Source organism: Nocardiopsis tropica (genome assembly GCF_042660575.1).
GTDB classification, from domain to species: Bacteria; Actinomycetota; Actinomycetes; order Streptosporangiales; family Streptosporangiaceae; genus Nocardiopsis; species Nocardiopsis tropica.
The window spans coordinates 1-12,627 of sequence record NZ_JBHSUF010000001.1 but is presented as its reverse complement, the minus strand read 5'-3'; the positions used below and the strand labels follow the sequence as shown (position 1 = coordinate 12,627).

The following is a 12,627-nucleotide window of genomic DNA, read 5'->3' as shown; positions in this document are numbered from 1 at the left end:
GAGAGCGGGGCCCGCCGGGGCATCCTGAAGGGGTGGGACTCAGCCCGCCCGGTGCTCCTCCAGGGGCTCGTGCGGCTGGGAGGTCCCCCACACCACGCGCAGGAGGTCCTCCAGCGCGTGCGCCAGGGATGCGTCCACCAGCTCGTAGCTGACCTGACGGCCGCGGGCGTGGGTGTGCACCAGCCCGCAGTCGCGCAGGCAGGCGAGGTGGTTGGAGACGTTCTGCCGGGTGAGTCCGAGCTGGTCGGCCAGTCCGGCCGGATAGTTCGGACCCTCGAGGAGGGCCAGGAGGAGGCGGGACCGGGTCGGATCGGACAGCGCGCGCCCGAGCCGGTGGATGGCGGACAGGCGCTGCTCGGAGGTCAACATGAAAACCATTGTACATAGTTTGCTGTATAGACAGCCTTGGCTGTATAAACAGTGAAGGCTGAACTATGGGGCGCGGTCGCACACGGCGCCCGAGGACACGGGACGACGCGGACAAGAGGGAGGCGCCGTGGGAGCGGGACACGGGCACGGACACGGGCACGCGATCACCGCCGGTGCGGCCAACAGCGGGAGGCTCGCGCTGGTCCTGGCGATGATGGTCGCCGTCGCCGCCGTCCAGGTCGTGGGCGCCGCGTACAGCGGCAGCCTGGCGCTGCTCGCCGACGCCGGCCACACGGTCACCGACTCCTTCGGCGTGGCCCTGGCGCTGGCCGCCGTCTGGATCGCCTCCCGTCCCGCCACCAGCCGACGGACCTTCGGCTACCAGCGCGCCGAGATCCTCGCCGCCGCGGTCAACGCGCTCGTGCTGTTCCTGCTGTGCGGGTTCATCGTGGTCGAGGCGGTCGACCGCCTCCGGTCGCCCGCCGAGGTGTCCGGCGCGGGCATGGTCGCCGTCGCCGCGTTCGGCCTGGTCGCCAACATCGCCGCGCTGTTCGTCCTCCGCTCGGGCGCCAAGGACAGCCTCAACGTCAAGGGCGCCTACCTGGAGGTCATGAGCGACGCCCTCGCCTCCGTCGGCGTCATCGTCGGCGGGATCGCCGTGTGGCTGACCGGGTGGGGCCGGATCGACACCCTCGTCTCCCTGGGCATCGCCGCCATCATCGTGCCCCGGGCCTGGTCCCTGCTGCGCGAGGCCGTGCACATCCTGCTGGAGGCCACCCCCGAGGGCATGGACCTCAGCGAGGTGCGCGACCACCTCCTCGGGCACCCCGCGGTCCTGGACGTCCACGACCTGCACGCCTGGACCATCACCTCCGGGGTGCCCGTGATGTCGGCGCACGTGGTGGTCGCCGAGGAACACCTCCGGGACACCGGGAGAATGCTCGACGAACTCCACTCCTGCCTGACCGGCCACTTCGACGTCGAGCACTCCACCCTGCAACTGGAGCCTCCGGGCCACGCCGACCACGAGGGCGCCAGACACGACTGAGCGGGCGTCCTCCCAGCCCTGAGCGGCCCCTCCGGTCCCTACGGACCGGGCCGTCGACGTGACCAAACCCGCAACCTTTGACAGAATCGTTCGCGCTTCGTCGAAGGAGGAGAATCCGGTGAAAACCACACACGGCCACGGGCTGCGCACCCGGTGAGCCGACGCCCCCGCCCGCGCGGAGGCAGCCTCGGCGCGCTGGTCCGCAGGACGGCCCCCCGCCTCCGGTCGCCGAAGACCCTCCTCCGCCCGCGCCTGGCCTGGCGGCCGACCAGGGAACTCCTCGCATGGCGCAAACCGGCCCGCGTCTTCCTCCTCGTCTTCCTCGCCGTGGACCTGGTCGGCACCGCCCTGCTGATGAGCCCGCTGGCCACCCCCGGCAGCGAGGGGCTGGACTTCGTCCCCGCGCTCTTCACGGCCACGTCCGCCCTGGCCGTGTGCGGGCTCGGCGTGATCTCGATCGGCCACGACCTCAACCTCTTCGGCCAGATCGTCATGCTCGCCCTGATGCAGGTCGGGGGCATCGGGATCATGACCCTGGCGTCCGTGCTCGGAACGGCCATGATCCACCGCTTCCGGCTGCGTTCCCAGCTCAACGTGCAGGCCGAGACGCGGAGCCTGTGGATCGGGGACGTCTCCGGCGTGGTCCGCCGCGTCGCCCTGGTCTTCCTGGCGCTCCAGGGCCTGACGTTCCTGCTCATCACGCCCCGGATGTGGCTGGGCTACGACATGTCCCCGGGGGAGGCCGCCTACTCCGGCCTGTTCCACTCGATCTCGGCGTTCAACAACGCCGGCATCTCCCTCTACGACGACAGCATGATGCGCTTCTCGGGGGATCCGCTCATCCTCCTGCCGGTGGCCTTCGCGGTGATCCTCGGCGGCCTCGGCTTCCCGATCCTGCTCGAACTGCGCCGCAACCTCGGCGAGCCCCGCACGTGGAGCCTGCACGCCAAGATCACCATCACGACCACGGCCATCCTCTTCCTGGGGAGCTTCCCGCTCATCACCGCGATGGAGTGGGGCAACCCCGCGACGCTCGGGGCGATGCACTGGACGGACAAGCTCACGGACGGCTTCTTCCACAGCGTGATGCCCCGCAGCGGGGGGCTGAACTCCGTCCCGGTCGGGGAGATGCAGGACTCCACGCTGCTGCTGACGATCATGCTCATGTTCGTCGGCAACGGCAGCGCCGGAACGGCCGGCGGAATCAAGGTCGCGACCCTGGCCGTGATCTTCCTCGTGGTGCTGGCGGAGATCCGCGCGCACAACGAGGTGCACGTGTTCGACCGCAAGCTCCCGCCCGGGGTGATCCGCCAGTCCCTCAGCCTGGTGTTCCTGTCCGCGACGGTCGTCGCGTTCAGCTCGCTGCTGCTCATGCACACGACCCCCTTCCACTTCCTCCCGGTGGTGTTCGAGGTCGTCTCCGCCTTCGGCGTGGTGGGGCTCTCCACCGGCATCACCCCCGAGCTGCCCCCGTGGGCCCAGTGCCTGCTCGTCGCGCTCATGGTCGCGGGGCGCATCGGCCCCATCACCGTCGCCACCGCCCTGGCCTTCCGCGACCGCCGCCGGCGCTACGATCTCGCCGAGGCCAGGCCGATCATCGGCTGAGCCGCACAGACAGGAGTCACCCGTGCCACACCGCAACAGGAACGACGACAAGAGCGTCCTGGTCATCGGCCTCGGCCGGTTCGGCAGTTCCCTCGCCCTCGAACTGGTCAACCGCGGCTGGGACGTCCTCGGCGTGGACACCAGTCCGCGCCTGGTGCAGACCTACGCCGACGCCCTCACCCACACGGTGATCGCGGACGCCACGGACGAGGAGGCGCTGCGCCAGATCGGCGCCTCCAACTTCAACCGGGCGGTGGTGGCCATCGGCACCCACCTGGAGGAGAGCATCCTGGCCACGTCACAGCTGGTGGACCTGGGGGTGTCGACCATCTGGGCGAAGGCGACGAGCCGTCGGCACGGCCGCATCCTGGAGCAGGTGGGAGCCCACCACGTGGTGCTGCCCGAGCACGACATGGGCGAGCGGGTGGCGCACCTGCTGTCGGGGCAGATGCTCGACTACGTGGAGCTGGAGGAGGGGTTCTCCCTCGGAAAGACCAAGGCTCCCAAGGAGCTGCTGGGCAAATCCCTGCGCGAGACGGGAGTGCGCCAAGAGTACGGGATCACCGTGGTCTCGGTCAAGCGCATGGGCGCGGAGTTCACGTACGCGACCCAGGAGACGGTGCTCAACAAGGGCGATGTGATCGTGGTCGCGGGACGGACCGACGACGTCGAGCGGTTCTCGGAGATCGTGTAGAACCCGGGCGGATCCGACACCCGGGAGACATCCTCCACAAGCAGACAAATTGACAACCGTTTTCATTATCCCGATGATTGACCCATGCGAACAGGGACAACCGTGCGGGCCGCCGTCCTCGGCACCGCGACACTCATGATGATCACCGCCTGCGGAAGCGGAGGAGGCGGGGCCGAGGACACGGGTGTCCCCCCGGCCGACGCCGACCTGACCGTGGTCACCGGCGTCTACCCCCTGGAGTGGCTCGCCCGCGAGATCGGCGGGGACGGCGTGGCCGTCACCCAGCTGACCGAGCCCGGCACCGAACCCCACGACCTGGAGCTCACCGGCCGCCAGGTGGGCGAGGTCAGCGAGGCCGACATCGCGTTCTTCGTCGGGGGCCTCCAGCCCGCGGTGGACGACGCGATCTCCCAGGAGGCCTCGGACAGCGCGCTCGACGTGGGCGACGTCGTGCACCTGCGTCCGGCCGGAGGCGAGGACGAGGAGCACGGGGACGAGGAGCACGCCCACGAGGACGAGCACGGCCACGAGGACGAGCACGCCCATGAGGAGGAGGGGGAGGAGGACCACGACCACGGTGAGCACGACCCCCACTTCTGGCTGGACGTGGAGCTGATGGCGGAGACCGCCCGGGCCCTCGGCGAGCGGATGGGCGAGGTCCACCCGGAGGGCGCCGACGCCTACGAGCAGAACGTCGAGGCCGTGACGGCGGAGCTGGAGGCGATCGGCCAGGAGTACGAGGAGGGCCTGGCCTCCTGTGAGCACCACGACGTCGTCGTCGGCCACACCGCGTTCACGTACCTGACCGAGGCCTACGGCCTCGAACAGGTCGGCGTCAGCGGGGTGGACCCCGACACCGAGCCCTCCCCGTCGCAGATCGCCGCGATCACCGACATCGTGCGGGAGCGCGACATCACCACGGTCTTCACCGAACCGCTGATGCCGCCGGAGACGGCCGAGACCATCGCCTCCGAGACCGGTGCCGAGGTGCGGGTGCTCGACCCGCTGGAGGGCGTCACCGAGGACTCCCCCGGCGACGACTACCCGTCGATCATGCGGGGCAACCTGGCCGCGCTGACCACCGCGCTGGGCTGCTCCTGACCTCGAACGCCTGACGGCGTCCCGCCGCGACCGGGCCCCTGCCCGGTCGGCCCCCGTGAGCCCCACCTGTCCGGTACGTGCCGGACGGGTGGGGCTCACGCGTGTCCGGCACCGTGCCGAGCGCCGGAATCGCACCCGTGTCGTCCCGTTCGTCGGGGTCCGGACACCTGTCCCGAACGGTTGGATTACACCGCGCTTACATAGAACCAAACCCCCGGACAAGTGGCGAGGGTCACGCTATGCTTATGAAGTGTCAGTGCTTGTGCACGTGCATCTGGCGGTGCATCAGCACGGACGTTCCCCTCGCAGATCCGAAGGAGCAGCACAGCATGACCGCACACAACGGCATCACCGCGACCGAGCTGACCGATGTCGCCTGGCAGAAGGCCAAGCGCAGCAACTCCCAGGGCGCCTGCGTCGAGATGGCCCGCCTGAGCGACGGCTCGATCGCCGTGCGCAACTCCCGGTTTCCGTCCGGGCCGGCGCTGGTCTACACCCAGGAGGAGATCGACTGCATGATCCTGGGCGCCAAGGACGGTGACTTCGACAACCTGCTCAGCTAGGACGAGTCCCCACCGACAATGCCGTCGGGGGCTTCGGAGCGCCCGGGGGAGTTCCGCCCGGGGACCCTCCGCACTCACCGACCCGGTTGCCACGCCCTCACCCGGGTCGACCGAGGATACGGACAGAAGGGCCCTGTCCAGTGGACAGGGCCCTTCAACATCCGGAAAGGCCCGCCTCGGCGGGCCCGCGTTCGTCTCCCCTCACCACCGCTCCGCCCCTCCGCGGGCGACGGTGAACGGCTATTTGAGGTCTTCCCGGATCTCCTTGAGGATGTCGAGCGTCTCGTCCGGGGTGGCCGCGGCCACACTCAGCCGGGTCATCGCCTTGGTGTACGCCTCCACCACGTTGCGGCGGTCGATGAGCTCGCCGTCGTGGAGCTGCTCCAGGTACACCATGTCCGCGAGCTCGAACTCGGAGTACCTCAGCAGGGTGAAGGACCCGGCCTCGGCCGCGTGCGCGCCCACGGAGAAGGGGATGATCTGGAGGGTGATGTTGTCGTGCTCGCTGCTGAGGTGGATCAGGTGCTCGATCTGGCGGCGCATGATCTCCGGACCGCGGCTGATCACGCCGATGGGGCGGCGCACCGCAGCCTCGTCGAGGATCACCCACATGCGCATGCTCGTGTCGTTCTCGATGCGTTTCTGTCTGCGCAGTCTCGCCTCGATGCGCTGCTCGGTGACCATGTCGGTCTCGACGCCGCCCGAGATGATCTCCCGTGCGTACTCCTCCGTCTGGAGCAGGCCCGGCACGAACTGGGACTCGTAGATGCGTATGTGGTCGGCGGCCTCCTCGAAGCCCACATAGCGGATGAACCACTTGTGGAGCGAGTCGCCGTACTCCTTCCACCACCCGGGCTTGTTGGATTCGCGGGCGACTTCGAGTAATTCCTTGATCGTCTTGCGGTCGGAGACCCCGTACATCTTGAGGAGGTCCTCGATATCGCGCAGCTTGAAACCGACCCGGCCGAGTTCCATCCGGCTGATCTTCGACGCGGATGCCCGAATCCGGTTCCCCGCGTCCTCACGGGTGATACCCCGCTGTTCGCGACGCTTACGAAGCTCGTGCCCGAGTAGCATGCGACGCACGGTGGGGCCGCTCCCCTTGCGCAATCGAGCGATATCCACGTTCGTCGCCTCTCTGTCATTCCCGGCACAAGGGTATCCGGGGTGGCGGGACACCTTTGCCTTGAGGTCAAGACACTACATGTACACGATATAACCGGAGCGCCCCCGCACCCGGGTACTCCATCGGTGACGGCGCCGGCCCCTCCGGGAGGGGCCGCCGTCGACCCCCGTCGCGGACGGCGGGCCACCGGGCCGGAGCCCCCGCGGACTTCGGGTGGCCGCGGGACGGCCGGTCACGGGACGCCTGACCGGGATCAGGCGAATTGTGCCCAAACGAACTTTCCGCCGGGAGACGTGGGAATCACACCCCACTCTCGCGCGAAAGCACTCACCAGGGCAAGTCCGCGCCCGCCCTCCATGGTCAGATCTGCTTCCCTTCTCCGGGGCAGCCGATCACCGCCGTCCCGGACCGCGCAGATGAATTCGCTCCCGCTGCGCATCAGTGAGAGCTGAATACCCCCCTCGCTCTGCCTGGTCAAGGGCAGGGGACCGCCGTGCCGGACCGCATTGGTGACCAATTCGGAAACGACCACCGCGACATCGCCGGACAAGTACTGCATCTCCCATTCGCGGAGAAGCGCCTCGGAAATCTCCCGCGCGGCCCCCACCGCCTGGGGCCTCGGCTCGAAGCTCCACGTGACCGCGTCGTGCCGGTCGCCGCAGACCGGGGTGTTCCAGCGCCGGGAACCGTGCGTCAGGACCTTGAGCCACCATCCGCCGGCAGGCTCCGTCACCGCCTCCGCACACTCCATGCCTTCCACTTCCTCCCTGACGCACCGTGGCGAGCAGCGACGACACGTCCCGGAAACCTCCGCGATCCCGCGAAGACACCTTCGGGCCCGTGCCGCTGCACGTCTCGTATGCACGTGCATCTCGGTCTTGGTGGCAATCGTAGGCCAAGCTTCGACAAAGTGCAGGGAAACAGGGGGACCAACTTCACCGGATCCCCATTCCTCCCCGGCCCTCTCCCCGGCGCTCCCCGAAAGGCCGCACGCCCACCCCCACCCGCTTACCGACCGGTAGGGATGTGGATAGGATTCTGTCGCGCCCACCACGTGAATTCTGGAGGTAACCCCATGTCCCCAACGCCTCGTGTGGCCATCGTGACCGGAGCCGCCCGCGGGATCGGCGCCGCCACGGCTGAGCGCCTGGCGCGCGAAGGCCGGGCCGTCGCCGTCCTGGACCTGAAGGAGTCCGACGCCCAGGAGGTCGTGGACCGCATCACCGCCGGGGGCGGCACGGCCCTCGCCGTCGGATGCGACGTCTCCGACGCCGACCAGGTGGACGCCGCGGTCGCGACCGTCTCCGAACGCCTCGGCCCGCCCGCCATCCTGGTGAACAACGCGGGTGTCCTCCGCGACAACCTCCTGTTCAAGATGTCGGCGGACGACTGGGACACCGTGATGAACGTGCACCTGCGGGGCTCGTTCCTGATGAGCAAGGCCGCCCAGGCGCACATGACCGCGAACGGCTGGGGCCGCATCGTCAACCTGTCCAGCTCCTCCGCGCTGGGCAACCGGGGCCAGGCCAACTACTCCGCCGCCAAGGCCGGGCTCCAGGGGTTCACCAAGACCCTGGCGATCGAGCTGGGCAAGTTCGGCGTGACCTGCAACGCCGTCGCCCCCGGGTTCATCGAGACCGCGATGACCAGGGCCACGGCCGAGCGGATCGGCGTCAAGTACGAGGACATGAAGGCGTTCAAGGAGGCGGAGATCCCGGTGCGGCGGGTAGGCGTCCCCGAGGACATCGCCAACACGGTCGCGTTCCTCACCGGTGAGGACGCCGGGTTCGTGTCGGGCCAGGTCGTCTACGTGGCCGGCGGCCCGCTGGACTAGCGGCGCGCCGTCCACGGTCCGCCTCCGGGACCGTGCGCCCCGGCCGGGCACGCCTCCGGCCGGGGCGCCCGTGCGTCCCGTCCGGGGCCGGCCCGGCGCGCCGGGGTCCCGCCCCGGCGCGCTGCCCGCGCGGGGGCGTCCGGGACGGTCAGCGTGCGGGGCCCCGGGGAGAGGGCGCCGGACCTCCGTCGCCGCGCGCCTCCTCCATGGCCTCCGTGACCGTCCCGCAGACCTCCTCCACGAGTGCCACGCCGGTGGCGTAGTCGTGGCTCCCGTCGGACAGGACCGCGATGAGGTACTCGTGGTCGGGGCCGCTCACGTAGCCGACCGTGTTGACGGTCCACAGCCCCCGGTTGCCCTCGCGGGGCGTCCAGCCGTTCTTGAGGCCGACCGTGTCCCCCGGGACGGCCGAGGCCGACACCCCCCAGGCCTGTTCCGGGGCGACGGACTCCATCAGCCCGCGGGCGTACGCACGGCTCTCCGGCGACAGCGGCCCCTCGCCGACGTACAGGATCCGCAGCAGCCGCACCTGGTCGGCCGCGGTGGTCGTCGTGGAGCCCCACACCCCGCGCGGGTCGGGGTCGGTACCGGTGAACCCGAGGGCGCGGACGCCGCTCGTGAACCCGTCGGTGAAGCCGATGCGTGCGTACAGGCCGTCGGTGACCTCGTTGTCGCTGTAGCGGATCATCTCCTCCGCCCGGTCCCGTTCGGACGCGGAGAGCCCGCGCCCCTCCTCCTCCGCGCGCAGGAGCAGCAGGGCGAGGATCGTCAGCTTGGACACGCTCGCGGTCGGGAACCGCTCGTGGGCGCCGTGGCTGAAGGTGGCGCCGGTGCGCAGGTCCTGGACGGCGACCGCGAAGTCCGCGGGGTGTTCGCCGGCCAGCTCCTCCACCCGCCCGGTGAGCTCGTCCCGCTGCGCCGGCCCGAGTGTGCGCCCGCCGGTGGCCGGGCCGGTCAGGGGCGCGAAGGGCACGAGGGGCAGGGCGCTCTCCGAGAGCAGGGTTCGGACGAGGGCCGGGTCCGGCGCGGACAGTCCTCCGGCGGCCGAGGTGGCGCCGGGGACCGCGAGGGCCGTGAGCACGACGAGGCAGATCGCCGCCGTGGCGGCGGACCATGTTCGGATGATGTCGGCGGGGGGACGCCGGGGCACGCTATCACCGGTTCGTAGGAGCAGCAGGGGGGCTGTCCGGACATTATCCACCCGGCGCCCCGTGGGCGGCGATCCGGTGTCCGCCCTGCGCCGTGTGCCCGCGTCGCGTCAGGCGCGCGTGTCGTCGTCGATCCCCCGGGCCACCAGCGCCTCGCCCGTCGCGTCGGCCATCCGGAGCAGCTGGACGATCACCGGGACCACGAGCAGGTGGGGGCGCCCGGACAGCCCCCGCGCCCGATAGGCCTCCTGGGACGTCCGCCAGGCGTCGGCGACCATCGGGATGGAACGGATCGTCAGGGCGAGCACGAGCGCCACCCGGTCGGGGGCGACCCCGACGTGCCGGAGCGGGCGGGCCACGCGCTCGAAGAGGTCGAGCATCTCGCGCACGCGCGTGGTGAGCGTGACGACGTTGGCGAGCAGCACGAGCGCGGCCAGCTGCGCGCACAGGCGCACGGCCGTCTCCCACTCGCCGAACAGGACCTGGAACAGGGCGATGGCCAGCAGGAACGGCCACAGGACGCGCAGGACCCCCCAGGCGCGGGCGGGGGCCAGCCCGACCACGGGGTAGGCCAGGAGGGACGCGGCCAGCGCGCCGAGCGCGATCCGGTGGTCCGCGGCGGCGAGGAGCGCCACGCCTGCGGCGAGCAGTCCGAGGAGCTTGGCCCAGGCCGGGGCCCGGTAGAGGGGCCCGGTGCCGGGGACGTACAGGCCGATCGCGCTCACGCGCCGGCCTCCCGGTCCGCCCCGTCCATGAGCCGGAGGTAGTGGGCCACCGCTTCGGCGGGGGCCCCGTCGAAGGCCACCCGCCCCTCGTCCATGACCAGGACCCGGTCGAACCCGTCGAGCAGGTCGAGGTCGTGCGTGAACAGGACGACCTGCTGGTCGAGGCCGTCGAGGGTGCGGTGCACCATGCGGGTGTTGCGCAGGTCGAGCAGGGTGGTGGGCTCGTCGCACACCAGCACCTCGGGTTCGGTGGCCAGGACCGACGCCAGGGCGAGGAGTTGCTTCTGGCCTCCGGAGAGCAGGTGCCCGGGGTGGTCGCGGTGGCCGTCGAGGCCGTAGCGGACCAGGAAGGCGTCGACGCGGCGGGCGGTCTCCTCCCTCCCCAGTCGGAGGGAGCGCAGGCCGATCTCCACGTCCTCGGCGACCGTGGGCATGATGATCTGGTTGGCGGCGTCGGAGAAGACGAACCCGACCCGGCGCCGGATGTGCTTGGCGTGGCGCCGGGTGTCCCACTCCCCCAGCGTCACCCGGCCCTCGTCGGGGACGACGAGGCCGTTGAGGGTGCGGGCGAGCGTGGACTTGCCCGATCCGTTGGCCCCGATCACGCCGATGCGGTGCTCGGCGAGGTCGAGGGTGACGTCGCGCAGGACGGCGCGGTCGTCGTAGGAGTGGGAGACCCCCTGGAGGCGGAGCATCAGGCGGCTCCGCCGCCGCTGCCGGGCTCCTGGTCCGCCCCGTCGCGGACGGGGCGTCCGGCGGGCGGGATCGGGTAGGCGCGCAGGACCGCGGAGGCGATGAGCGCGGTGAGGACGACCTTGGCGGCGTCGCCGACCAGGTAGGTGGCCCCGGAGACTGCCGCGATCTCCCAGCTCTGCACGGCGACGGCGAGCCAGGGCAGTCCGATCGCGTAGACCACGACGATGCCGCCGAGGGCGTTGACCAGGACCCCCTGCCAGAGGCGGTAGCGGCCGTTGCGCAGCATCAGGTCGGTGAGCAGGCCGATGACGAGGGCGGCGGGGATCCAGCTCACGATGAACCCGGAGGAGGGGAGCGCCAGGGCTGCCAGCCCTCCCCTGCCTCCCGCGAAGAGCGGCAGTCCCGCCAGGCCGAGCACGACGAACGTGGCCACGGCCAGGCTGCCGCGCTTCCAGCCCAGGAGGCTGGGGGCGAGCATGATGCCCAGGGTCTGGAGGGTGACCGGCACCGGGGAGCCGGGGAAGGGGATCGCGACGGTGACGCTGAGGGCGGCGATGAGGGCCGCGAACACGGCGATGAGCGCCAGGTCGCGGGCGGTCAGACCCCTGTGGCGGACGTGCTTCTTCGTCCCGTTGGCGGGCATGGGCGTTTCCCCTCGGGGAGGCGGTGGGAGTGGATCACCACCCATTGTCCGTGATGCGCGTGTGGCGGGGGGAGGGCGGGGCGCACAGTTCCGGGGGCGTCGGACTTGTGGAGGTCGTCCTGAGACGGGGATCACTCCGCGGGGCCTCGCGGCGCCCGTCGGGGCTCCCGTGGCCGCTCACGGCGGGGAGCGGCCACGGCATCGGGAGCGCTGCCCGGGGCCGCGCCCTCAGCTCTCCCCGCTGTCGTCGCGTCCCCGGTAGACCAGGCGTCCGGCCTCGTCCCGGCCGTAGCGGGCACGCCCTCCGCCGGGGACGACCAGGACCAGGCACGCCCCCCGGAGGCGGTCGGCCCTGGTGGAGCGGACCCGTGCGCCGTCCAGGGGGCCGCCGACCAGCTCGGCCCAGCCGGCCCTGGCCCGTACGAACCCCGCCGCGAACACGACGGCCGCCGTGCAGCACCCGGCCGCCGCGAAGGCGGTGTGCCCCGTCCAGGTCCACAGCATCATCAGTGTGGCGACGGCCAGGAGGGTGGCGAACACCGTGGCGGCGCGCCCCTCGAGGAGCGGCCACCGTGCGTTGTCAGCAGGGGATGGATTCACGACCATGCGCCTTCGATCCGGAACCGGTCGCCCTCGGCGCCGTGCGGGCGCCTGGGGCCTTGAGCTCGTGTGCGGGCGGAACGGCCCCGGGAGGGTCTCCTGCGGGGAGGCCCGACTGCTCGGGGCGGTCAGTTCCTCTCGGGGTCCGTGCCCGACGGGACCGCGGCGTGCGGGTGGTTCAGGTCGAACGCGGGACGCTCCGAGCGGATGCGCGGCAGCGACGTGAAGTTGTGCCGCGGCGGCGGGCAGGTGGTCGCCCACTCCAGCGAGCAGCCGTACCCCCACGGGTCGTCCACGGTGACCTTGGGCGCCTTCCTGGCGGTGATGTACATGTTCCAGAAGAAGATGAGCGTCGAGGCGCCGAGGACGAAGGCGGAGACCGAGGAGATCTGGTTCAGCTCGGTGAAGCCGTCTCCGGGCAGGTAGTCGGCGTAGCGGCGCGGGAAGCCCATGGCCCCGAGCCAGTGCTGCACCA

14 protein-coding genes and 1 pseudogene are annotated in these 12,627 nt (G+C 71.0%); 6 read left to right on the top strand and 9 right to left on the bottom strand.

Going from position 1 to position 12,627, the window contains the following annotated elements; all coding sequences use genetic code 11:
- Nucleotides 1-39 precede the first annotated feature (39 nt).
- The gene (gene cmtR / locus ACFQBR_RS00075; RefSeq protein WP_344184550.1) at nucleotides 40-369 is read right to left on the bottom strand and encodes a Cd(II)/Pb(II)-sensing metalloregulatory transcriptional regulator CmtR; all 330 of its coding nucleotides are present in this window, start codon (nucleotides 367-369) and stop codon (nucleotides 40-42) included.
- A 127-nt stretch (nucleotides 370-496) separates the two neighbouring features.
- Between cmtR and ACFQBR_RS00070 the strand changes: the two genes are divergently transcribed.
- The 5 genes from ACFQBR_RS00070 to ACFQBR_RS00050 all read left to right on the top strand — a co-directional run bounded on the left by ACFQBR_RS00070 (nucleotide 497) and on the right by ACFQBR_RS00050 (nucleotide 5,380).
- Nucleotides 497-1,417 (top strand): cation diffusion facilitator family transporter, encoded by a 921-nt coding sequence (locus ACFQBR_RS00070; protein ID WP_344184551.1) that lies wholly within the window; start codon nucleotides 497-499, stop codon nucleotides 1,415-1,417.
- Nucleotides 1,418-1,669: 252 nt separating this feature from the next.
- Nucleotides 1,670-3,022, top strand: a complete 1,353-nt coding sequence (locus tag ACFQBR_RS00065; protein ID WP_267950483.1) for a TrkH family potassium uptake protein — start codon at nucleotides 1,670-1,672, stop codon at nucleotides 3,020-3,022.
- 22 nt (nucleotides 3,023-3,044) lie between these two features.
- Entirely contained in the window at nucleotides 3,045-3,716 is a 672-nt protein-coding gene (locus ACFQBR_RS00060) for a potassium channel family protein (protein WP_267946163.1), read from the top strand.
- Between the two features lie 84 nt (nucleotides 3,717-3,800).
- On the top strand, nucleotides 3,801-4,817 hold the full coding sequence (locus tag ACFQBR_RS00055) for a metal ABC transporter substrate-binding protein (RefSeq protein ID WP_344184552.1): 1,017 nt from the start codon (nucleotides 3,801-3,803) through the stop codon (nucleotides 4,815-4,817).
- 329 nt (nucleotides 4,818-5,146) lie between these two features.
- The gene (locus ACFQBR_RS00050; RefSeq protein WP_267946165.1) at nucleotides 5,147-5,380 is read left to right on the top strand and encodes a DUF397 domain-containing protein; all 234 of its coding nucleotides are present in this window, start codon (nucleotides 5,147-5,149) and stop codon (nucleotides 5,378-5,380) included.
- Nucleotides 5,381-5,620: 240 nt separating this feature from the next.
- On the opposite strand, the gene ACFQBR_RS00045 is transcribed toward ACFQBR_RS00050, so the two are convergent.
- On the bottom strand, nucleotides 5,621-6,457 hold the full coding sequence (locus ACFQBR_RS00045) for a helix-turn-helix domain-containing protein (RefSeq protein WP_267946166.1): 837 nt from the start codon (nucleotides 6,455-6,457) through the stop codon (nucleotides 5,621-5,623).
- Nucleotides 6,458-6,759: 302 nt separating this feature from the next.
- Nucleotides 6,760-7,257 carry an ATP-binding protein gene (locus ACFQBR_RS00040; RefSeq protein ID WP_267950484.1) on the bottom strand — a complete coding sequence of 166 codons (498 nt, stop codon included), beginning with the start codon at nucleotides 7,255-7,257 and terminating at the stop codon, nucleotides 6,760-6,762.
- A 324-nt stretch (nucleotides 7,258-7,581) separates the two neighbouring features.
- On the opposite strand from ACFQBR_RS00040, the gene fabG reads away from it, so the two are divergent.
- A complete protein-coding gene (gene fabG / locus ACFQBR_RS00035; RefSeq protein ID WP_344184553.1) occupies nucleotides 7,582-8,340 on the top strand; it encodes a 3-oxoacyl-ACP reductase FabG in 759 nt (252 codons plus the stop codon).
- Between the two features lie 148 nt (nucleotides 8,341-8,488).
- Here the strand turns inward: fabG and ACFQBR_RS00030 are convergent, their stop codons facing one another.
- The 6 genes and pseudogenes from ACFQBR_RS00030 to ACFQBR_RS00005 form a co-directional block, all read right to left on the bottom strand.
- The gene (locus ACFQBR_RS00030) at nucleotides 8,489-9,490 is read right to left on the bottom strand and encodes a serine hydrolase (protein WP_344184554.1); all 1,002 of its coding nucleotides are present in this window, start codon (nucleotides 9,488-9,490) and stop codon (nucleotides 8,489-8,491) included.
- A gap of 108 nt (nucleotides 9,491-9,598) precedes the next feature.
- The gene (locus ACFQBR_RS00025; RefSeq protein ID WP_267946169.1) at nucleotides 9,599-10,213 is read right to left on the bottom strand and encodes an energy-coupling factor transporter transmembrane component T family protein; all 615 of its coding nucleotides are present in this window, start codon (nucleotides 10,211-10,213) and stop codon (nucleotides 9,599-9,601) included.
- Nucleotides 10,210-10,908, bottom strand: coding sequence for an energy-coupling factor ABC transporter ATP-binding protein (locus ACFQBR_RS00020; protein WP_267946170.1), 699 nt, complete (start codon nucleotides 10,906-10,908; stop codon nucleotides 10,210-10,212). The genes ACFQBR_RS00025 and ACFQBR_RS00020 overlap by 4 nt, the downstream gene beginning before the upstream one ends.
- Nucleotides 10,908-11,552 (bottom strand): biotin transporter BioY, encoded by a 645-nt coding sequence (locus tag ACFQBR_RS00015; protein WP_267946171.1) that lies wholly within the window; start codon nucleotides 11,550-11,552, stop codon nucleotides 10,908-10,910. Before ACFQBR_RS00015 ends, ACFQBR_RS00020 begins: the two co-directional genes overlap by 1 nt.
- A gap of 228 nt (nucleotides 11,553-11,780) precedes the next feature.
- Entirely contained in the window at nucleotides 11,781-12,158 is a 378-nt protein-coding gene (locus tag ACFQBR_RS00010; RefSeq protein WP_267946172.1) for a hypothetical protein, read from the bottom strand.
- A 122-nt stretch (nucleotides 12,159-12,280) separates the two neighbouring features.
- Nucleotides 12,281-12,627, bottom strand: a pseudogene (locus ACFQBR_RS00005) (aa3-type cytochrome oxidase subunit I); the annotation flags it as partial.